Below are 21,269 nucleotides of genomic sequence, written 5' to 3' on the forward strand. Positions count from 1 at the left end.
TCCCGTTCGGGGCAGTTTGATCATGCGGGCGTTCGAGACCTGTCATCGATTCCGCCCACCTGGGACGGACCGCATTCGTGATATGCGTCGCCGCCCAGGAACGGTGCGGGTCCGTACGAGAGTGACGGACGGGTACGGCGGAGCTGTGTTCCGCCGCTCGATGTGCACAGCATGGAGGGTGGTGCCGTGTCGGCGCAGCACCACCCTCCGTCGCTGTGCGGGCAAGCGCCACCCTCCGTCGCCGTACGGGAGGCCCTAACGTTCGACGGGCCGCGCCCGTTCGACCACCGGGGCCAGAGCGAGGCTGTGCGGCAACGTCCCGAACGCCGTGCCCCAGTCCCCGCCCAGCCTTGACGCGCAGAACGCGTCGGCGACCTCCGGCGGCGCCCAGCGCACCAGCAGCGAACCCTGCAACACCAGTGCCATCCGCTCGACCAGCCTGCGGGCCCGCGCCTCGATCCCGGTCAGATCCGCGAATTCCGTCAGCATGTCCTTGACCGCCCTGTCCAGCCGGTGATCGGCTCCGCGCGCCCTGCCGATCTCCTGGAGGAACGCGTTCAGCGCCATCGGTTCGCGCTGCAGCGCCCGCAGCACATCCAGCGCCTGTACGTTCCCCGAGCCCTCCCAGATCGAGTTGAGCGGCGCCTCCCGCAGCAGCCGCGGCATCCCGGACTCCTCGACGTAGCCGTTGCCGCCGAGACACTCCAGCGCCTCGCCCACCAGCGGCGCGCACCGCTTCGTCACCCAGTACTTCGCCGTCGGCACCGCGATCCGCAGGAAGGCCCGCTCGCTCTCCGTATCAGCGTCGTACGCCGCGGCCAGCCGCAGCGCCAGCACCGTCGCCGCCTCCGACTCCAGCGCCAGATCGGCCAGCACATTGCGCATCAGCGGCTTCTCGACCAGCACCCCGCCGAACGCGCTGCGGTAGGTGCAGTGGTGGATCGCCTGCGCCACCGCCTGCCGCATCAGCGCCGCCGAACCGACCACGCAGTCCAGCCGCGTCGCCGCCACCATGTCGATGATGGTGCGCACCCCGCGCCCCTCGTCGCCGAGCCGGCGCGCCCACGTCCCGTCGAACTCGACCTCGCTCGACGCGTTGGACCGGTTGCCCAGCTTGTCCTTCAGCCGCTGAATCGCGAACGGGTTGCGGGTGCCGTCGGGCAGCACCCGGGGCAGCAGGAAACACGTCAGGCCGCCGGGCGCCTGCGCCAGCACCAGGAAGCCGTCGGACATCGGTGCCGAACAGAACCACTTGTGCCCGGCGAGCAGGTACTCGCCCGCCGCGGACAGCGGCTCGGCCCGCGTCGTGTTGGACCGTACGTCGGTGCCGCCCTGCTTCTCCGTCATGGCCATCCCGAACAGCACACCGGCCTTCTGCGCGGCGGGCCGCAGCCCCTGCTCGTACACCGTAGAGGTCAGCAGCGGCTCCCACTCGGCGGCCAGCGCCGGATCGGTCCGCAGCGCGGGCACCGCCGCGTGCGTCATCGACAGCGGGCAGCCGTGCCCCGCCTCGGCCTGCGTCCACACCAGGAAGCCGGCCGCCCGCCGCACATGACCGCCGGGCCTGCCCCAGGCGTCGGTGAGACCCGCACCGACCGCATGCCCCAGCAGTCGGTGCCAGGCCGGGTGGAACTCCACCTCGTCGATGCGATTCCCGTACCGGTCGTGGGTACGCAGCACGGGCGGATTCTCGTTCGCCTGCGCTCCCCACGCCTGCGCCTGCGCGGAGCCCGCGGCCCGGCCCAGCTCACTGAGCCCGCCCCGGGCCTCGGATAGCAGTTCGGGTGAGATGTGACGTCGTACCGCCTCGGTGAGCGCGAGGTCGGCGCCGAAGACGTCGTAGCCGGCCAGCGGCGGTACCTGGTTGAACACGGTGTGGGTGGTGGCTGCCATGCCGCTACGGTAAGGATGTGCAGGCAGCAAATGAAACACCCGAGCGGCCATCGGGGCGGCTCCACCGGGCCAGGGTCCTCTACCGCAACGTATCCAAGCGGCAGATGGTCTGGCAGTTGCTCAAGGACACCGTCAACTCGTGCATGGAGTACCGCATTCTGGGACTCGCGGCCGAGGCGGCGTTCTTCACCTTGCTGTCCCTGCCCCCGCTGCTGCTCGGCCTGATCGGGCTGCTCGGATACGTCGACGCGTGGACCGACACCACCACGGTCGCCTCCATCGAGCGCAACATCCTCAACGCCGCCCAGACGGTGCTCAGCCAGCGGGGCGTGAACGATATCGCGAAACCGCTCCTCGCGGACGTCACCACCGGCGCCCGGCCCGATGTCATCTCCATCGGCTTCGCGATCGCGCTCTGGTCCGGCTCCCGCGCGGTCAACGTCTTCATCGACACGATCACGGTGATGTACGGCCTCGACGGCCAGCGCGGCATCGTCAAGACGCGGCTGCTCTCCTTCCTGCTGTACGTGATCGCGCTGCTGCTCGGCGCCGTGGTGCTGCCGCTGCTCGTGGTCGGCCCGGACCGGGTCGTGGAGTTCATCCCGTGGGGCACCGAGCTCATAAGCGTCCTGTACTGGCCGCTGGTGATCCTGCTGTCGATCGCGTTCCTGACGACGCTCTACCACGTCTCCGTACCGGTCCGTTCGCCCTGGATCGAAGACATGCCCGGTGCGCTGGTGGCGCTCGCGATGTGGGTGCTCGGCAGCTTCCTGCTGCGGATCTACCTCACCAGTACGGTCGAGGGGCCGACGATCTACGGCTCGTTGGCGGCCCCGATCGCCGTCCTGCTGTGGATCGGCATCTCCGCGTTCGCGGTGCTCGTGGGCGCGGCGGTCAATGCCGCCATCGACCGGGTGTGGCCCTCGCTGGCGACGGCCGCGGCGCGTGCGGCGAATGAGCGGGTACGGGCGGCACAGGCCGCGGAGCTCGTCGCGCGGGCGCAGGCGGAGAGCCGGGAGAGGGCAGCGAACGGGGACTACGGCGATGACGACGAGGACGACGACGAGGACGACGACGTCGGCGAGAGTCCCTACATGCCGTCCGAGTTCCCGGAGCGGTGGTCGAGGTTCCTGCCGCCGGACGATGTGAAGTCCAGGCTGCAGCCGAGCCGCGACAAGGAGTCGGACAAGCCGTCCCCGGACAAGCCGTCCCCGGACAGGCCGGACGTGGAGAAGCCGGACGTGGAGAAGCCGGACAACGCGTCCGAGGGCTGAGAGCGGCCCTCGGCCAGGCTCTTTCGTTTGGATCAGGCCGAGCCCGGCATGATCCGAACGAGAGGCCCTAACCGGCGGGTGGCACGGGCGGCGCCGCCGCGGGTGGCGTTGTGGGCGCCGGTACGGTGACGGCCGCCGGTGGAGCGGGAGTCGTCGGAGGTGCTTGCGTCGCCGGTGTCGTCGGTGTCGTGCCGGGGGACCAGGACAGCTTGACCACCAAGTGACCCTCGACCGCGCTCTTGGCGATCACGGCCCCGGCCTCCGCCGTGATCTTCACCCCGAATTCGAGCTCCACACCGTCCGGTTTGAGAGCGCCGTCCCGGAACACGGCGAGCGCGGACTCGGCGGCGGAACGGATTCCGGTGAGGGCGCTGTCGAACGTACGCCCTGCCCTGGCAAGGGTGTTGTCGTCGCCCAACGCGACCAGTTGCGCACCCGGCGTATGACGGTCGACCTCGACCGTCACCGTCGCACCGCTGTCGGTGGTGAACTCCATCAGTGCTGTCATGGCCCGCCCCCGGGAAGCAGAATCCGTTCTCCGACGAGATGTCTCCGACGAGAAGTTCTCCGACGAGACGGGGACGAGGTTAGCGTGTGGGGCATGGGCGACACGTACGAAGAGCGGGCGTCGCGGTTCGACGGCGCGACCGTGTGGACCGTGCGCGTGCCGGAAGGAGCGGTCCACGCGGTACTGCCCGACGGCTGCATGGACCTGCTCTGGATCGACGGACGGCTGCTCGTCGCGGGTCCCGACACCCATGCCGGGACGTCGGCCGTCGGGACCGGCGGGCAGTACGCCGGGATCCGTTTCGCGCCCGGCACGGCCCCCGCGCTCCTCGGCGTGCCCGCGCGCGAACTGCGCGACCGCCGGGTCGCCCTCGCGGATCTGTGGCCGGGCGCGCTGGTCCGCGCACTCACCGAGCGGATCGCCGAAGCCCCCGATCCCGCCGCCGCACTGGAGACCATCGCCCTGCGGCGGGCGGCCGACACCGCACCGCCGGACCCTGTGATGCGGTCCGTCGCGACGCAGCTCGGTCACGGCCGGTCCGTCGCGGACACCGCGTGGACGGTCGGCCTCGGCGCGCGCCAGCTGCACCGCCGTTCGCTCGCGGCCTTCGGCTACGGGCCCAAGACGCTCGCCCGGGTCCTGCGGCTCCAGCGCGCGCTCGGCCTCGCCCGGTCGGGAACGCCGTACGCCGAGGCGGCGGTCGAAGCGGGCTGCACCGACCAGGCCCATCTCGCCCGGGAGATGCGCGACCTGGCCGGGACCACCCTGACCGCCTACCTGGCGTCCCGGTGACGCCCGGGTCCCGGCCTCAGCCGTTGCCCGCGAACAACGACACCGCGCAGCCGTCCGGGTCGAGGACCACCGCGTAACGCTGCCCCCACACCGCGTCCCACGGCTTCAGATGTCCCCGGTAACCGGCGCCCGTCAGGTCGTCGTACACCGTGTCCACTTCGGCCGGGCTGTCGCAGAGAAAGGCGAGCCCGAGGCGTTCCCCGCCGTGCCGCGCGGTCCATTGCGGGTCGAACGACCGGATGACCTCCTCGGTGTCCCAGAGCAGACGCTGCCCGCCCGGGAGCGTCACTTCGACGTGGGGTGCGGATTCCGCGTCGGCGGGGATGTCGAGACCGAGCCGGTGGTAGAAGGCGAGCGAAGCGGCCAGATCCGCGGTGATGATGCTGATCGCGTCCATGCGTGGAGTCATGCCCCGACCGTAGGCCGGTCGTCCCTGCGGGTCTTGTACGAAACGGACATGGGCGGTGATCCGCGAGTCGCGGGCGGACCTGCCGGGTCCTGCTCGGACCTGCCGGGTCCTGCTCGGACCTGCCGGGTCCTGCTCGGACCTGCCGGGTCCTGCGGGGTCCGTGGCTCCGGCAGGCCCCCGCAGGCCCCCGCAGGGCCCCGCGGGTCCCGGTCGGCTGTTACGAGAACGCGTTCCCGGTGTGTCAGCCGGAGGCCGTCGTGAGGGCGGCCTCGCCCCGTTCCGTCGCCAGGGGCACCGCGAGGTGGTCCCGTTCCGCGTCCGGATCGGTCAGCCGGTTCAGCCTGGCCGGTACGTCGAACCCGACCAGCAGCACCACGATCACCGTGCCCGCGAAGGTCAGCACCGCCAGCGCCCGACCCAGGTCCATCCCGGACGCCAGATGCGCTCCGAGGACCGGGGCCACGGCGCCGCCGAGCGCTCCCACGTTGTACGTGAAGCCCAACGCGGCGCCGCGGTTCTCGGTCGGGAAGTGCCCGCCGATGTAGCGGGGCAGCAGCCCGGAGATGCCGAAGCTGGTGGCCTGCAGCAGGAAGAGCAGAATCCCGAGCAGCAGCAGATTGTCGTGCACGGCGAAGACCGGGTACACGAAGGCCAGCGAGGCCAGCAGTGTCAGCGCGTACGCCTTCTTCGCGCCGATCCGGTCACCGAGGAATCCCGCGGTCCAGCAGCCGACCATGGTGCCGAAGCCCGCGAAGTACAGGACGTCGGTGACCTGGTCGGTGGTGTAGCCGAGTTCGGTCTTCAGATACGTGGGCAGCAGCGCCTGGATCGGCCACGAGTACAGGAACGCGAAGAACAGCGTCACGATCATCGACAGGTACAGCACCCAGCCCCGCTTCCCGCCGAGCTGCACCGCGAACGCGGCGAGCGCGAGCCCGGCGACCACCGAGAGGACCGGAACCATTCCGGCACCGCCCGGCGTGAAGACCAAAAAGAGCGAGACGGTGGCGAGGACGACCAGGACGGTGTTGACGACGGCCCGGCCGCGCGTCACGAACATCGGCCGGAACGGATTGGGCTTGGCTCCCTTGTCCGCGACGGTCTCCGTCCACTCCTCGGCCTCCGGCAGCGCGCGCCGCATCCACAGCGCGACGGCGATCGGGATCAGGCCGATGTAGAACATCCACCGCCAGCCGAGCGACGGCACCACCCAGCTGTAGACCTGCGCGGCGAGCACCGAGCCGACCGAGAAACCGGAGATCAGGAAGCCACTGGCCCGGCTGCGGAGCCTCGCCGGCCAGCTCTCCATGACGTACGTGGCGCTGGCGCTGTACTCACCGGCCATGCCCATGCCGATGGCGAGCCGGGCGGCGAACAGGCTCTGGTAGTTCCAGGCGAATCCGCAGGCGAAGGTGGAGAGCGAGTACAGCAGGATGCTCAGGACCATGGAGAACTTGCGGCCGTACCGGTCGCCGAGGGCGCCGAGTACCGCCCCGCCCAGCCAGCGGGTGATGAACGCACCGGAGATCAGGCTGGCGGCCTGCACCGTGCTCAGGCCGAAGTCGTCACTGATCTCGGTGAGGACGAGCGTGATCAGCACGAAGTCGAAGCCGTCGAGGGCATAGCCGATCCAGGCGGCCAGGAACGACTTCCACTGGGTACCGCTCACCTCGCGGTGCCAGGGGAGCGTGGGGGGTGTTGTGGTGTGCACGGTGACTCCAGGATGCGGGACGGCGCTCGCCGTTGAGCGGCCGGCCCGCGTGGTGGGGCAGGATCAGGGCCGGGTCAGGCCTGCGACGAAGCGGGCGGTCAGGGCGGTGGGGGCGGTGATGGCCGTGCCGACGACGACACTGTGGGCGCCGCGGGCCAGGGCTTCGGCGGCGTCCTCGGGGGTGTTGATACGGCCTTCGGCGACCACGGGGACATCGATCGCCGCGGAGAGCGCGGCGACCAGGTCTAGATCCGGGCCGGTCTGCTTCGGCGTGCCGGGCACGTAGCCGGAGAGGGTGGTGGAGACGAAGTCCGCGCCCTGCCCGGCCGCCGTGACGCCCTCGGCGAGCGTGGAGACATCGGCCATGACCAGGGCGCCGGTCGCGTGGACCGCTGCGACCAGCTCGGCGAAGGTGGAGCCGTCGGGGCGCGGCCGGTCGGTGGCGTCCGCGGCGACGACGACGGCGCCGGCCTCGGCGACGGCCAGCGCGTGCCGGACGGTCGGGGTGATGTATACGCCGACGTCACCGTCCTTCCACAGACCGATGACCGGCAGCTCCACGGCCGCGACGATCGCGGCGACGACCTCCGGCTCATTGGCGCGGATCGCGGCGCCGCCACCGGCGACGGCAGACCGCGCGAGCCGGACGAGGGTGCCGGTCTCCCGCATCGGGTCGCCGGGAGGCGCCTGACAGGACACGATCAGCTTGCCCTGCAGGGAGTTGGCCAGTTCCTGTGCGGTCATCGAGGGGCTCCCGGGTGGTGGAGGGGAAGGGTGGTGGTCAGGGCGGCGGCGCCGAGCACGGCCGAGTCGGCGCCGAACAGCGGTGGCTCGGGCACGAGCCCGCGCAGCGGCGGCATCAGCTCCGCGGTGAAGGCCGCGGCCAGCGCGTCCCCGTACAGCGGGCCGATCCGTGGCACTCCGCCGCCGACGACGACGCGGTCCGGTCCCAGGGCGTTGGCGAGCCCGCCGAGCACATGGCCGGTGGCGGCCGCGCCGGTGGTGATGGCGCGGACGGCGGCCGCGTCGCCCTGCTCGGCGCGGGCGGCGACGGTTTCGAGCCGGTCCACGGGGGAGCCGGTCAGCCGCTCGTAGTGGGCGGCGATGCCGGGTCCGGAGGCGATGACCTCCAGATGCCCGGTGGCGCCGCAGGTGCAGGGCAGCCCGGCCGCCTCGGGACTGGGCAGATGGCCGAGATGCCCGGCGATACCGGCGGCGCCGTGCAGCATCCGCCCGTCGACGGCGATGGCGCCGCCCACCCCCGTACCGATGGCCGCGAACAGCAACGACCCGTGGCCGGTCGGCCCGCGACCGGGCTCCGGGGCGTTCAGCGCCGCCAGTTCCGGTCCGGCCGTGGCCCGTACGTCGTTGTCGCAGGCCACCGGGGACCCGGTACGGTCCGCGAGGCCGGTGCCCAGCGCGGTGCCCGCCCAGTCGCGGATGGCGTCGGTGGCACTGGTGACCATGCCGGTACGGGGATCGACGACCCCGGCGGCGGCGACGCCGATCGCCGTGGCCAGCCGTCCCGGATCGACGGCGGCGGCGGCCTCGGCGAGCGCGTCCAGCACGGCCGGCGCGCCGTCCCGGGCCGGGGTGGGCCGGGTGTGCCTGGCCATGACCGCGCCGTCCGCGCCGAAGAGCGCGGCGGCGATCTTCGTACCGCCGAGATCGAGGCCGATCACGGCGACGCCGGTGCCGGCGTACAGGGGTGCGGAGTTCATCGGACCGGCGACAGACCGGCGGCGCGCAGGCGCTGGGCAACCAGGGCGACCGACTCGGCACTCAGCTGGATCTGCGGGAACGCGGTGTCACCGCACTGGATGATGCCGAGCAGCTGGAGCGCCGCCTTGAACGAGCCGAGCGCCGAGGAGCTGCGGCCCATGTCCGCCTCCGGCCCGACGTCGACCATGCCGAACAGCTCGACGAGCCGCTCCTGCTCCTTCGCGGCGAGCGCCCAGTTCCCGTCCCGCGCGGCGTCGTACAGCCGGACGTACCCGGCCGGGTCGACATTGCCGATGCCCGGCACGACACCGTCGACCCCGGCCAACAGGGCCGCGTCCACGGTGAGTTCGGAACCCGTGAGCACGCTGAACTGCGGCGCGGGGCCCTCCTTGCGGCCGTCGCGGCCGCCCAGTTCGACGAGCAGCCGGCGCAGCCCGCCCTCGTCGCCGCTGCTGTCCTTGAGCCCGGCCAGCGTGCCGTCCTCGGCGAGTTCCCGGACCAGTGCGGCGGAGAGCTTGCTGTGCACGGCGACCGGGATGTCGTACGCGAACAGCGGCAGGTCGACCGCCGCGCGCAGCCGCCGGAAGTGCTGGGCGATCTCCTTGCCGTGGGTGCGGGTGTAGAACGGGGCGGTCGCGACCAGGGCGTCCGCACCCAGCTCGGCGGCGGACCTGGCATGCTCGATCACGCGTGCGGTGGTGGTGTCGATGACACCGGCCAGCACCGGCACCCGGCCGTCGGTCACGTTGACCACCATCTCCAGCGTCGTGGCGCGCTGTTCGTCGGTGAGGTACGCGACCTCGCTGGTGGAGCCGAGCGCGAACAGCCCGTGCACACCACCGCCGATGAGGTGCTCGACGAGCCGGGCGAGGGATGCGGTGTCGACCTCCCCCTGGGGGTCGAGCGGGGTGCAGACCGGCGGGACGACGCCGTGCAGGGGTGCGGTCAGAGGCATGGTGAGGGCTCCAGCTTGGTTGATGCACCGATCCGTGGCCCGAAGCGACTGCACGGAGCGGGACATGAGACGTAAGATGTCCTATGTCTGGCCTCACCTTAAACAGATGTCCCTGTGACCGGTCAAGGGGCAATCGCACCTCAGGAGGACGTAGTGGCGCGCCCCACCATGGCTCAGGACATAGAGCGCCGACTCAAGGAACTGATCCTGGAACGCGGACTCGGCCCCGGCGACGCGCTGCCCACCGAGACGGAACTGATGGCGCTCTTCGGCGTCGGCCGGGTGTCCGTGCGCGAGGCCCTCAAGGCACTCCAGGCCGTCAATGTCGTGGAGATCCGCCGCGGCTTCGGCACCTTCGTCGGTTCGCTCTCCCTGTCGCCCTTCGCCGAGGGGCTCGCCTTCCGGGCCGCCGTCCGTCACCGGCAGGGCGAGCCGGGCCTCTTCGAGCTGATGAAGGTGCGCGAGGCGCTGGAGACGGGCCTGGTAGGCGCCGTCACGGCCGGTATCCCCGACGAGGATCTCGACGTGCTGCGCGGCCTCGTGGCGACGATGGAGGCGGAGGCGCGCCGTGACGGCCGGGTGGCCCGCGGCACCGACCGCGCCTTCCACCTCGCGCTCTACGCCTCACTCGACAATCACCTGCTCAGCGAGGTGCTGGACGCCTTCTGGGCGGCCATGGACCGGGTGCGCGAAGACCTCGACGACGGTCACCAGGACCCGGCGACCACCTGTGCCCAGCACCGCGAGATCGTCGCCGCGGTCGCGGCGGCCGACGCCGAACGCGCGGTACGCGCCATGCGCACCCACTTCGACGGCATCCGCACCCGCCTCGAACCGTCACCGGCCCAGTGACCGTCACCGGCCCCGGGGCTGGATCAGCCGGCCCTCGTACGCCCCGTGGTGCAGTTGGATGCCCTCGCCGGAGGCGGCGAACATGCCCGCCCAGGCAGGGTTCTTGATCTGCTTGGTGATACGGCGATGGGTCCAGGTCAGCCCGTCGTCGTCGGAGTAGCTGTAGTCGGCCTGGAGGATGTTCGGGTCGATCTCGTCATGGCCGGTGCCCGAGCCGAAGAAGCCCTGGTTCACCCCGGCCGGGTAGAAGAGGAAGATCCGGCCGGTGGTGCGGTCGACGAGCAGGCTCGGGTCGCCGTAGCCCTTGGGGGCGGCGTCCTTGCGGACCACATGCTGCGGCTGCCACGTCACACCTCCGTCCGTGCTGCGCCGCAACACGATGGAGAGGTGCCCGAGCCGTCGACGGTGACGGCGACGGTATGGCGCTGACCGTCGTCGTAACGTGTCCGGGTCATGACATTGATCAGCACCGCGCCCTTCTCGCGCACGGAGAACTGCAGGGCGCCGCCGCTCAGGTTCAGGGTGATGTTGGAGGAGGGGGCGGTCGGGTCCGAGGCGCTGAGCAGGGTCATCGCCTCGTTGTGACTGGTGGTGCGGAAGGTGACCACGATGGTCCCCGCGGTGAGCGGGGCGAGTGCGCGGACCCGGTTCGACAGGTCGACGTACTGGCTGCCGTCCAGGTCCACGGGGGTGTCGTGGTCCAGGCGGGGGCCGCTCCGTGGAGCGGCGGCGAAGGCGCGGCCGCCGAGCGGGGTGCTCAGGGCTGCCGCGCCGGCGGCAAGAAGCATGGATCGTCTGCGCACGGAAGGTGCCTCCAGTCAGGAGTGACCGGCCCGCCCCGACGGCGGGCCGGCGAACAGGGAACGCACCCAGGCCAGTTGCTCCCGCTGCTGATACGCTGCGCCGCCCTCGTGCCCGTTGAACTCGTAGACCCGTACGTCCTTGGGGCCCGCGTAGTGGTTGTAGGCGGTGAAGCAGGTGGAGGGCGGGCAGATCTCGTCCATCATCGCGATCGAGAACAGCGCGGGAGCGGTGGCGCGGGTGGCGAGCAGTGCGGCGTCGAAATGCGACAGGGTGGTGAACACCGTCTCGGTGCGGTCGCGGTGGAGCTTCAGGTATTCGGCTATCTCGGTGTACGGCGGTCGGCCCGAAATCTCCGCGGCACGCCGGAAGTTGCAGAGGAACGGCACATCCGGCATCACCCCGGCCAGCCCCGGCACGAGCCCCGACACCGCCAGGGCGATGCCGCCGCCCTGGCTGACCCCGGTGACGACGATCCGGTCGGGGTCGACCTCGGGATGGGCGCGCACGGCCTCGACGCAGCGCACCGCGTCGGTGAACACCCTTCGGTAGTAGTACGTTTCGGGGCTCTCGATGCCACGGGTGAGGAAGCCGGGTACGGTGCCTGCCGCGCCGGCGTCCGTATCGGCGGTGGAGCCCTCCGCGGACGACCAGCCCTGACCGCGGGTGTCCATGATCAGGTGTGCGTGACCGGCGGACGCCCAGAGCAGGTTCTCGTGGGCGAGGCCACGTCCGCGCCCGTACCCCAGGAACTCCACGACGCAGCCGAGCGGTTCGGTGGCCCCGGTCGGCAGGTGCAGCCAGCCGCGGACCGGCCGTCCGGCGAAGCCGGGCACGGTCACATCGTACGTACGGATCTGGGCGAGCCCGGTGTCGACCGGGGTGAACACCGGCTTCTCCGTCGGACCGCGCCCGTCGGCAGCGGGCGCCGCGCCCAAGGTGCTCGACCAGAAGGCGTCGAAACCGACTGGAACGGGCAATTCGGGCCGGTAGTCGCGACAGTCGGCGAGTGAGAGGTCCGTCAACGGCATGGAGGTGCCCTCCTGGATGGAACCGCGGTGCTGGGATGCTGAATGCCGAGCGGCCGGACAGAAGACGTCAGATGTCCTATCGGCACACGGACCCTAGGCAGCGCTCACGGCGGCCGTCAAGGGTCCCGCCCGGCCCGGCCCTTGGCGGGGCGCGGTTTCATCCCTCCGGGAGGGGTGGCGGGCTGGTCAGCCCGCGGCGTTGTCGCGGGCCCGGGCCTCGGAGATCCGGCGCCTGACGGGGGCGTAGTGGTCGGCGAGGGCCTCCATGAAACCGGCGATGTCCCCGGCCCGCGCGGCGTCCACGATGTTCTGGTGCGCCGCGATCGTGGCCATCTCGTCGGCGTGGGTGAATCCGTCGAGGTGCGGCGCGACGATCGTGTACACGTCCCAGAACGCCATCGACAGCTGGCCGATCAGGTCGTTGCCGAGCGGGGCCACCAGCAGTGCGTGGAACGCCCGGTCGGCCGCCACGAAGCCGTGTCCGTCCTGCGCGCCGGTCTCGCGCATGGTGGCGACCAGTCCGTCCAGCGCGTCGAGCTGCTCCGGGCTGAGCGTGGAGACGATCCGGTCGGCCATGCCGCGCTCGAAGAGTTCGCGTACGTCGACGAGGTCGGCCATCACCTGGAAGTCGTCGTCGGGGGAGAGCAGGCCGCGGAAGGTGAGGCTCTCCACTAGGGCGGACAGGCTCAGCCTGCCGACGTAGGTGCCGTGTCCGTGCCGCACCTCCACGATGTCCAGCGCGTCGAGGATCTTGACCGCCTCGCGGACGCTGGAACGGCTGGCGCCGAGCGCCTCGCACAGGGCCGGTTCGGTGGGCAACGGATCTCCGGGGCGCAGCCGCTTCTCAAGGATGTAACGCTTGATGCCGTCGACGACTTCCTGCCGGAGCAGCTGCCGTCCGGGTCTCGTACCGGACATATGTGAACTCCCCACCTCTTGACCCCTATCGATTGTCAAGCTACGTTCCCACGCTATCAAGGCATCAGACATCTGACGTCTGATGCTCCAGGCTTCCTGGCCTTCGCGATCCCGCGTTCCGACGCCTGTACCCGCCCCACGTTCCACCTTCGACGTCCCTGGAGGACCCGTGCCCGAGCTGAGACCAGCCGGTGTCGAGCGCCGCACCTTCCTGCGTTACACCAGCGCTGTCGGTGCGGCAGCCGCCATCACGGCGAGCCTTGCCGCCTGTGGCGGACCGTCATCGACCGCCGACGGCACGGCGGACAAGGGCAGTGGCAACGGCCTCATCGAGGCCGGCCTCTCGTACCCCCTGTCGACCGGCTTCGACCCCATGATCACCTCGGGTGCGACTCCGTACGCCGCTAATATGCACATCTTCGAGGGCCTCGTGGATCTCGATCCGGCAACACTTGTGGCGCGCCCCGCGCTCGCCACCGAGATGCCGAAGAAGATCAACGCCACCACCTACCGGGCCACCCTCCGCAAGGGCGCGACCTTCCACGACGGATCGGCCGTCACCGCCGACGACGTGGTGTTCAGCTTCGAACGCATCCTGGACCCGAAGAACGCCTCCCTCATGGCGCAGTTCGTGCCCTTCATCGACACGGTGAAGGCCGTCGACGCGGGCACGGTCGAGTTCAAGCTGAAGTACCCCTTCGCGCTCTTCCCGTCCCGCATAGCCGTGGCCCGGATCGTCCCGAAGAAGATCGTCGAGCCGGACCCGAAGGCCTTCGACGCCAAGCCGGTCGGCTCCGGACCGTACAAGTTCATCGAGGCGACCCGCGAGGACAAGATCGTCTTCGAGGCGTACGACAAGTACAACGGCGCGCACCCGGCCAAGGCCAAGAAGATGATCTGGCGCCTGATGTCCGACCCGTCGGCGCGTGTCAGCGCCATGGAGTCGGGCCGGGTCCAGGCCATCGAGGACGTCCCCTACATCGACGTCAAGCGCCTCGCCGGCTCCTCGAAGACCGAGTCCGTCCAGTCCTTCGGTCTGCTCTTCCTGATGTTCAACACCGCCGACAAGCGGTTCGCCGACAAGCGCGTGCGCCAGGCCCTGCACTACGCCCTGGACACCGAGAAGATCATCTCCACCGCGATGGTCGGCAACGCCGCACCGGCCACCGGGTACGTCCCCGCCACCCACCCCGATTACCACAAGGCCGCCACGGTCTACACCCACGACGTGGCCAAGGCGAAGCAACTGCTCGCCGACGCCGGCGCGAAGAACCTCTCCTTCACCGTCCTCACCACCGACACCGGCTGGGTCAAGGACGTCGCCCCGCTGCTGAAGGAGAGCTGGGAGGCGGCCGGCGTCAAGGTCACCCTCGACATCGCCCAGTCCCCGGCCCAGTACGCCAAGATCGACAAGGGCGCCTTCGACGTGCTGGTCGCCCCCGGCGACCCGTCCGTCTTCGGTAACGACGCCGACCTCCTGCTGCGCTGGTTCTACTACGGCTTCTGGCCCGAGAGCCGCTACGGCTGGGGCAAGTCCGCCGCGTACAAGAAGGTCAAGCAGACCCTCGACAAGGCCGCCCAGGCCACCGACGACGCGAAGCGCAAGGAACTGTGGGGCGAGGTCACCGACCTCGTCGCCGACGAGGCCGCGCTCTACCCGATCCTGCACCGCAAACTGCCCACGGCCTGGAACGACAAGGCGCTGCCCGGCTTCAAGCCGCTGCCCACCACGGGCCTGTCCTTCCTGGACGTCAGCCGCGCCTGACCGGCCCCCGGCGCCCGATCGCCCGGTCCGGGACACCTGCTCGATCCAGGTGTCCCGGACCCAGGGCCTCTCGTTCGGATCAGACCGGGCTCGCGGGGCCTGATCCAAACGAAAGACCCCAGACCGTCCAACCACAAGGAACCCGACGATGGTTGCTTTTCTCCGGCTCGCGCTGCGCCGCGTCGCGATGATGCCGGTGATGATCCTCGGTATCGCGCTGCTCGTCTTCGTGGTGCTGCAGTTCTCGCCGGTCGACCCGGCCTTCAACGCGCTCGGGGAGAGCGCCACTCCCGAGGCCCGTGCGGCCTTCGCCGAGGCCAACGGCCTCAACGACCCGCTCCCGGTCCGGTACTTCCACTTCCTGGGCCAGCTGCTCCACTTCGACCTCGGGATGACCGTCCCGCCGAGCCAGCCCGTACTGGACCGGATCACGGCCGCGTTTCCGCTCACCCTCCAGCTGACCCTCCTCGGGCTGATCCTCGCGGTGATCCTGGCCGTCCTGTTCGGTGTGGTCGGCGCGATGTACCGGGACCGTTGGCCCGACCAGCTGTTCCGGGTCCTGTCCATGGCCGGCGTCGCCATCCCGTCCTTCTGGCTCGGCGTGCTGCTCATCCAGCAGTTCGCGCTGAACACCCGGATCTTCCCGACCGGCGGCTACACCAACCCCGCCGACTCCCTCAGCGGCTGGCTCACCACCATGGCGCTGCCCGCCATCTCGCTGGCGCTCCCGGTCTCGGCCTCCCTCGCCCGGCTCGTACGGACCTCGATGGTCGCCGAACTCGACCGCGACTACGTCCGCACCGCCCGCGGCAACGGCCTCCCGCCGCTGCTGGTGATCCGCTCGGTGCTGCGCAACGCGCTCGTCACCCCGCTGACCGTGCTCGGCATCAAGGTCGGGTACATGCTCAGCGGCGCCGTCGTCATCGAAGCGATCTTCGACCTGCCCGGCATGGGCAAGCTCATCCTCGAAGGTGTCACCGGCGGCGACGTCGCCCTGGTCCAGGGCACCGTACTGACCATCGCCATCGCGTTCCTGGTGGTCAACGTCATCGTCGACCTGCTCTACCTGCTGGTCAACCCGCGCATCAGGACGGTGTGACATGTTCGCCACCGGCCGTCTGGCCAACAAGCTGTCCCGACCCGGCATCGCGTTCCGCGCCCTCCCGGTCACCTCCCGCATCGCCCTCGGCGTGCTCGTCGTCGTCATCCTCGGCGCCGTGCTCGCACCGTTGTTCACCCAGAACCCGCTGACCACCGGCACCCCGGTCCAGGCCCCCAGCGGCGCCCACTGGTTCGGCACCGACCGGGCCGGCCGCGACGTCTTCGCCCGGGTCGTGCACGGCGCGCGCTACTCGCTGATCATCGGCCTCGGCGCGACCGCCCTGGCACTGGTCGCCGGCGCACTGCTCGGCTCCCTCGCCGCCACCTCGCGCAAGCTCGGCGACGAGTCCGTGATGCGCACCCTCGACGTCGTGATGTCGTTCCCGCCGATCGCGCTGGCCGCCGTCCTCGTCGCGGTCTTCGGCACCAGCATCCCGGTGATCATCTTCACCATCGCCTTCGTCTACACCCCCTCGCTGGCCCGCGTGGTCCGCGCCAATGTGCTGTCCCAGTACGGCGAGGACTACGTCGCCGCCGAGAAGGTCATCGGCGCCCGCCGCGGCTACATCGTGCTCCGCCACGTCGCCGTCAACTGCATGGCCCCGGTCATGGTGTTCGCCACCGTCATGGTCGCCGAGGCGATCATCTTCGAGGCCAGCCTCTCGTTCATCGGCGCCGGAGTGCAGGACCCCGACCCCAGCTGGGGCAGCGTCCTCGCCTACGGCCGGCAGATCCTCCTGGCCGGTGGCTGGTGGGCGACGTTCTTCCCCGGCCTCGCGCTGCTGATCACCGTCCTCGCGCTCAACATCCTCTCCGAGGGCCTCACCGACGCCTCCGCGGCCCCGAAGAGCGCCCGCCCCGCCGCCGACCCCGCCACGGCCACCGCCCCCGACCCGGTCGAGGCCACCTCCACCGTGGACATCGACGCCGCCCTCGCCAAGCTCGCGGACCGCGTCAACGCCACCGAACCGTCCATCAAGCCGGTACGGGAGGACGCCGCCGAACTCCTCGTCGTACGGGACCTGGCGATCCGCTTCCCCGACCGTTACGGCGAGATCCCCGTCGTCGACGCGTTGAACTTCACCGTCCACGAGGGCGAGACACTCGGCCTGGTCGGCGAGTCCGGCTGCGGCAAATCAATCACCAGCCTCGCCGTCATGGGGCTGCTCGCCCGCAACGCCGAGGTCAGCGGCGAGATCCTGTACCGCGGCCGGGACCTGCTGAAGCTCCCGCCGAAGGAACGCCGCGCCCTGATGGGACCGGAGATCGCGATGGTCTACCAGGACGCGCTCTCCTCCCTCAACCCGTCCGTCCTCGTCGGCACCCAGCTGAGGCAGCTCACCTCGCGCGGCGGTACGAAGACCCCCGCCGAACTCCTCGAACTCGTCGGCCTCGCACCCGAACGCACCCTGCGCAGCTACCCCCACGAGCTCTCCGGCGGCCAGCGCCAGCGCGTCCTGATCGCCATGGCGCTCTCCCGCAACCCCCGCCTGCTCATCGCCGACGAACCGACCACCGCCCTCGACGTCACCGTCCAGGCCCAGGTCGTCGAACTCCTCGTCCAGCTGCGCGACGAACTCGGCTTCGCGATGGTCCTCGTCTCGCACGACCTCGCGCTCGTCGGCGACCTCTCGCACCGCGTCGCCGTGATGTACGCGGGCCGCCTCGCGGAGATCGGCGCCACCCGCTCCGTACTCACCGACCCCACCCACCACTACAGCCGCGGCCTGCTCGGCTCCGTCGTCTCCCTGGAAGCGGGCGCCGACCGGCTGCACCAGATCCGTGGCATCGTCCCCGCACCCCAGGGCTTCGGCACCGGCTGCCGGTTCGTCTCACGCTGCGCCGCCGCCACCGAACTGTGCCGCACCACCGCACCCGAACTCACCGCACGCGGCGCCGCGAACGACCACGGCTTCGCCTGCCACCACCCGGCGAACGCCGCCCAGCTGGAAGGGAGCGCCCTGTGATCAGGCTCGACGGCGTCCACGTACGCCACAAGGCACGCAGCGGCGGAGTCTTCCGCCGGGACGCCGTGCACGCCCTCACCGACGCCACCCTGGAGATCGAGCGGGGCGAGATCGTCGGCCTGGTCGGCGAGTCCGGCTGCGGCAAGTCCACGCTGGCCCGGGTGCTGACGGGCCTGCAGAAGCCCACCGAGGGCCAGGTCACCTTCCACGGCCGCGACCTGTGGGAGATGTCCGCGGCGCAGCGCCGCGACGACTTCGGCTCCGCGGTCGGCGTCGTCTTCCAGGACCCATCCACCGCCCTCAACCCCCGGCTCACGGTCCGTCAGATCCTCCGTGACCCGCTCGACGTGCACAAGCGGGGCACCCGGGAGGCGCGCGAGGCACGCGTCGAGGAACTCCTCGATCTGGTCGGCCTGCCTGGCCACACCCTTGCCGCGCTGCCGGGACAGCTCTCCGGCGGCCAGCGCCAGCGCGTCGCCATCGCCCGCGCCCTGGCCCTCGAACCGGAACTGATCGTCGCCGACGAACCGACCTCCGCCCTCGACGTCTCCGTCCGCGCCCAGGTCCTCAACCTCCTCGTCGACCTGCGCGAACGCCTGGGCCTCGGCATGGTGTTCATCTCGCACGACATCCAGACCGTGCGCTACCTCGCCGACCGCATCGCCGTCCTCTACCTCGGCCGGATCGTCGAGGAGGGGCGCGCGTCCGACGTCGCGGGCGCCCCCGCGCACCCGTACACCGAGGCACTGCTCTCGGCGACCCCCAGCCTGCTGGAGACCACCGAACGGATCGTGCTCACCGGCCCGGTCCCCTCGGCCACCAACCCGCCGTCCGGCTGCCCCTTCCGCACCCGCTGCTGGAAGGCGGACGACGCCTGCGCCACGGTCTTCCCCGCGCAGAGCGCCGGACCGGGGGAACGCCACTGGCACTGCGTCCACCCCCAGATCCCCGCCACCCCCGGCGGGGACCAGTCCGCCGTACCGGCCGCAAGGAGCACCACATGACCGCCCGAACACCCCGCTACTCCGGAGTGATCCCGCCCGTAGTCACCCCGCTCACCGCGGACGGCGAGATCGACCGGCCCTCCCTGGAGAGGGTCGTGGAGCATCTGCTCGACGGCGGTGTCAGCGGCCTGTTCGCCCTCGGCAGCTCCGGCGAGACCGCCTATCTGACGCCCCGCCGCCAGGACGAGGTCATCAAGGTCATCACGGCCGCCTCGGCCGGCCAGGTCCCGGTCCTCGTCGGAGCGATCGAGACCACCACCGACCGTGCGATCGAGCGGGCCCGCGCCGCCCAAGGGCTCGGCGCCGACGCCGTCGTCGTCACCGCCCCGTTCTACACCCGCACGCACGACACCGAGATCGACCGCCACTTCCGGGATGTCGCCGCCGCCGTCGACGTGCCGCTCCTCGCGTACGACGTGCCGGTCTGCGTCCACAGCAAACTCGACCCGGAACTGCTGCTGCCGCTCGCCGCGGACGGTGTGCTGGCCGGGGTGAAGGACTCCAGCGGTGACGACGGCTCGTTCCGCCGGCTGGCCATCGGCGCCCGGGAGCTGCCGGAGTTCTCCGTGCTCACGGGGCACGAACTGGTCGTGGACGCGATGATGCTCGGCGGCGCCGACGGCTCCGTCCCCGGGCTCGGCAATGTGGACCCGCACGGGTACGTACGCCTCCACGAGGCCGCGGTACGTGGCGACTGGGCCGCCGCACGCGCAGAACAGGACCGCCTCGTCGCACTGTTCGACATCGTTCGCGCGGCCCGTCCCGGCACGGCGTCCGCCACGGCCGCCGGTCTCGGCGCGTTCAAGTCGGCCCTCATGCTGCGCGGGATCATCGCCACCAACGTGGTGAGCCCGCCGATGCGCCGACTGGACGCCGCGGAGACCGCCACGATCGCGGACTGCCTGGACCGCGCGGGGCTCTCCCGGGTCTGACGGGTTCCGAAGAACGCACCGAGGTGCGTGGGTACGGCCTCGGCCGTCACCCACGCACCTCGGTGCTTCCGCGTGCTACCTACAGGCTGCGCCGGTCACTTCCTCGACGCGCGCGTGCGGCGGTACAGCAGGGTTCCGCCGAGCACCATCGCTGCGCTCGCCGCGCCGGCCAGGCCCAGGTTTGTGTCGGCACCCGTGTGCGCCAACTGCGCGACCGAGACCGGGTCTCCGGAGGTGACCCTGGGCTCGTTGCCGGTCCGCGGCGTGACCACGGGCGGGGTGACCACGGGCGGGGTGACCACAGGCGGGGTGACCGGGGGCGTGACCACGGGCGGGGTCACCACGGGCGGGGTGACCGGGGGCGTGACCACGGGCGGGGTGACCGGGGGCGTGACCACGGGCGGGGTGACCGGGGGCGTGACCACGGGCGGGGTGACCGGGGGCGTGACCACGGGCGGGGTGACCGGGGGCGTGACCACGGGCGGGGTGACCACGGGCGGGGTGACCGGGGGCGTGACCACGGGCGGGGTGACCACGGGCGGGGTGACCGGGGGCGTGACCACGGGCGGGGTGACCACGGGGGGCTCCACGGGAGGGTTGACCACCGGTGGCTCGGTGCTCGGCCCACTCCCGCACGCGTTGCCGGACGCCGGGTTCAGCAGACCGACGACGTCGACGCTGTTGCCGCACACGTTGACTGGAACGTGCACGGGAGCCTGGATGACGTTGCCGGACAGCACACCGGGAGATTCAGCCGCGGTGGCTCCGGCGCTTGCCTCTTGGCCGCCGTTGCCGCTTCCGCCGCTCACGTTCGCGCACTCGTTGTCGGACGCCGGGTTCAACAGGCCGATCACATTGGCCGTGTTGCCGCACACGTTGACTGGAACGTGCACGGGAGCCTGGATGACGTTGCCGGACAGCACACCGGGAGATTCAGCCGCGGTGGCTCCGGCGCTTGCCTCTTGGCCGCCGTTGCCGCTTCCGCCGCTCACGTTCGCGCACTCGTTGTCGGACGCCGGGTTCAACAGGCCGATCACATTGGCCGTGTTGCCGCACACGTTGACTGGAACGTGCACGGGAGCCTGGATGACGTTGCCGGACAGCACACCGGGAGATTCAGCCGCGGTGGCTCCGGCGCTTGCCTCTTGGCCGCCGTTGCCGCTTCCGCCGCTCACGTTCGCGCACTTGTTACCGGACGCCGGGTTCAACAGGCCGATCACATTGGCCGTGTTGCCGCACACGTTGACTGGAACGTGCACCGGTACCTGCACGGCGTTGCCCGAGCCGACGCCCGGCGAACCGACGGCGGCACCATCGGCGGAGGCGTCCGCGAAGGCGTATCCGCCGGCCGCCGTCAGAATGCCTGACGCCGCCGCCATCACCAGCACGCTCTTGCTCAAGGCTTTTCGCATTGATTGCCCTTTCCTAGGACACTTCGCGCGAGCGCGATGCTCGCGGTTCATTCATCACGCGGTGCAGCTTCTGCCGGGAACGTCACCCCGGGTTCTTCATGCATGAGTCGGCAAGCGGCGGTTCTTCCGCAGGGTGAACACCGAACGCTGAACCGCACGCTTGCCGACATCCATAACGAGGGAGGATTGTCGAGGAAACGCGAAAATGGGTGGAAATCTTGT

The 21,269-nt window shown here is 70.8% G+C and carries 18 protein-coding genes and 3 pseudogenes; 8 read left to right on the forward strand and 13 right to left on the reverse strand.

Going from position 1 to position 21,269, the window contains the following annotated elements; all coding sequences use genetic code 11:
• Positions 1–255 precede the first annotated feature (255 nt).
• Complete coding sequence (locus tag OH735_RS29830; RefSeq protein ID WP_406384766.1) at positions 256–1,893, reverse strand: acyl-CoA dehydrogenase family protein; 1,638 nt, start codon at positions 1,891–1,893, stop codon at positions 256–258.
• 17 nt (positions 1,894–1,910) lie between these two features.
• Here OH735_RS29830 and OH735_RS29835 point away from each other — a divergent pair, with 17 nt between their 5' ends.
• A complete protein-coding gene (locus OH735_RS29835) occupies positions 1,911–3,167 on the forward strand; it encodes a YihY/virulence factor BrkB family protein (protein WP_406384767.1) in 1,257 nt (418 codons plus the stop codon).
• A gap of 67 nt (positions 3,168–3,234) precedes the next feature.
• Here OH735_RS29835 and OH735_RS29840 read toward each other — a convergent pair whose 3' ends face one another.
• Positions 3,235–3,675, reverse strand: a complete 441-nt coding sequence (locus tag OH735_RS29840; RefSeq protein ID WP_406384769.1) for a CU044_2847 family protein — start codon at positions 3,673–3,675, stop codon at positions 3,235–3,237.
• Positions 3,676–3,768: 93 nt separating this feature from the next.
• Here OH735_RS29840 and OH735_RS29845 point away from each other — a divergent pair.
• Positions 3,769–4,544 (forward strand): annotated as a pseudogene (locus OH735_RS29845) (DUF6597 domain-containing transcriptional factor).
• On the opposite strand, the gene OH735_RS29850 reads toward OH735_RS29845, so the two are convergent.
• The 5 genes from OH735_RS29850 to OH735_RS29870 form a co-directional block, all read right to left on the reverse strand.
• Positions 4,484–4,876, reverse strand: coding sequence for a VOC family protein (locus tag OH735_RS29850; protein WP_406384770.1), 393 nt, complete (start codon positions 4,874–4,876; stop codon positions 4,484–4,486). The pseudogene OH735_RS29845 and the gene OH735_RS29850 overlap by 61 nt on opposite strands.
• A 241-nt stretch (positions 4,877–5,117) precedes the next feature.
• Positions 5,118–6,587, reverse strand: coding sequence for a sialate:H+ symport family MFS transporter (locus tag OH735_RS29855; RefSeq protein WP_406384772.1), 1,470 nt, complete (start codon positions 6,585–6,587; stop codon positions 5,118–5,120).
• Between the two features lie 63 nt (positions 6,588–6,650).
• Entirely contained in the window at positions 6,651–7,331 is a 681-nt protein-coding gene (locus tag OH735_RS29860; protein WP_406384773.1) for an N-acetylmannosamine-6-phosphate 2-epimerase, read from the reverse strand.
• Positions 7,328–8,308, reverse strand: a complete 981-nt coding sequence (locus OH735_RS29865; protein WP_406384775.1) for an ROK family protein — start codon at positions 8,306–8,308, stop codon at positions 7,328–7,330. Before OH735_RS29865 ends, OH735_RS29860 begins: the two co-directional genes overlap by 4 nt.
• A complete protein-coding gene (locus tag OH735_RS29870; RefSeq protein WP_406384776.1) occupies positions 8,305–9,264 on the reverse strand; it encodes a dihydrodipicolinate synthase family protein in 960 nt (319 codons plus the stop codon). The genes OH735_RS29865 and OH735_RS29870 overlap by 4 nt, the downstream gene beginning before the upstream one ends.
• 153 nt (positions 9,265–9,417) lie before the next feature.
• On the opposite strand from OH735_RS29870, the gene OH735_RS29875 reads away from it, so the two are divergent.
• A complete protein-coding gene (locus OH735_RS29875; protein ID WP_406384777.1) occupies positions 9,418–10,116 on the forward strand; it encodes a FadR/GntR family transcriptional regulator in 699 nt (232 codons plus the stop codon).
• An 18-nt stretch (positions 10,117–10,134) separates the two neighbouring features.
• Here OH735_RS29875 and OH735_RS29880 read toward each other — a convergent pair.
• From OH735_RS29880 to OH735_RS29895, 4 genes and pseudogenes are all read right to left on the reverse strand, one after another.
• Positions 10,135–10,509: pseudogene (locus tag OH735_RS29880) on the reverse strand (exo-alpha-sialidase); the annotation flags it as partial.
• Positions 10,464–10,904 carry a laminin G domain-containing protein gene (locus OH735_RS29885; protein WP_406386796.1) on the reverse strand — a complete coding sequence of 147 codons (441 nt, stop codon included), beginning with the start codon at positions 10,902–10,904 and terminating at the stop codon, positions 10,464–10,466. The pseudogene OH735_RS29880 and the gene OH735_RS29885, both read right to left, overlap by 46 nt.
• Before the next feature lie 30 nt (positions 10,905–10,934).
• Positions 10,935–11,948 carry an acetylxylan esterase gene (locus tag OH735_RS29890; protein WP_406384778.1) on the reverse strand — a complete coding sequence of 338 codons (1,014 nt, stop codon included), beginning with the start codon at positions 11,946–11,948 and terminating at the stop codon, positions 10,935–10,937.
• Positions 11,949–12,134: 186 nt separating this feature from the next.
• The gene (locus OH735_RS29895) at positions 12,135–12,866 is read right to left on the reverse strand and encodes a FadR/GntR family transcriptional regulator (RefSeq protein ID WP_406384779.1); all 732 of its coding nucleotides are present in this window, start codon (positions 12,864–12,866) and stop codon (positions 12,135–12,137) included.
• A gap of 169 nt (positions 12,867–13,035) precedes the next feature.
• Here OH735_RS29895 and OH735_RS29900 point away from each other — a divergent pair, with 169 nt between their 5' ends.
• The 5 genes from OH735_RS29900 (at position 13,036) to OH735_RS29920 (ending at position 19,635) form a co-directional block, all read left to right on the forward strand.
• Positions 13,036–14,631, forward strand: coding sequence for an ABC transporter substrate-binding protein (locus OH735_RS29900; RefSeq protein WP_406384781.1), 1,596 nt, complete (start codon positions 13,036–13,038; stop codon positions 14,629–14,631).
• Positions 14,632–14,779: 148 nt separating this feature from the next.
• Complete coding sequence (locus OH735_RS29905; RefSeq protein WP_406384783.1) at positions 14,780–15,730, forward strand: ABC transporter permease; 951 nt, start codon at positions 14,780–14,782, stop codon at positions 15,728–15,730.
• Between the two features lies 1 nt (position 15,731).
• On the forward strand, positions 15,732–17,699 hold the full coding sequence (locus tag OH735_RS29910) for a dipeptide/oligopeptide/nickel ABC transporter permease/ATP-binding protein (protein WP_406384785.1): 1,968 nt from the start codon (positions 15,732–15,734) through the stop codon (positions 17,697–17,699).
• On the forward strand, positions 17,696–18,703 hold the full coding sequence (locus OH735_RS29915) for an ABC transporter ATP-binding protein (RefSeq protein ID WP_406384786.1): 1,008 nt from the start codon (positions 17,696–17,698) through the stop codon (positions 18,701–18,703). The genes OH735_RS29910 and OH735_RS29915 overlap by 4 nt, the downstream gene beginning before the upstream one ends.
• Positions 18,700–19,635: a dihydrodipicolinate synthase family protein gene (locus OH735_RS29920; RefSeq protein WP_406384787.1), complete on the forward strand. Its 936-nt coding sequence runs from the start codon at positions 18,700–18,702 to the stop codon at positions 19,633–19,635. The genes OH735_RS29915 and OH735_RS29920 overlap by 4 nt, the downstream gene beginning before the upstream one ends.
• A gap of 95 nt (positions 19,636–19,730) precedes the next feature.
• Here OH735_RS29920 and OH735_RS29925 read toward each other — a convergent pair whose 3' ends face one another.
• Both OH735_RS29925 and OH735_RS29930 read right to left on the reverse strand, forming a co-directional pair.
• Complete coding sequence (locus OH735_RS29925; protein ID WP_406386798.1) at positions 19,731–20,444, reverse strand: chaplin; 714 nt, start codon at positions 20,442–20,444, stop codon at positions 19,731–19,733.
• A pseudogene (locus tag OH735_RS29930) lies at positions 20,436–21,047 on the reverse strand (chaplin); the annotation flags it as partial. The pseudogene OH735_RS29930 and the gene OH735_RS29925, both read right to left, overlap by 9 nt.
• Positions 21,048–21,269: the final 222 nt, after the last annotated feature.

The organism is Streptomyces sp. NBC_01618 (assembly GCF_045209435.1).
In the GTDB taxonomy this organism is placed as follows: Bacteria; Actinomycetota; Actinomycetes; order Streptomycetales; family Streptomycetaceae; genus Streptomyces.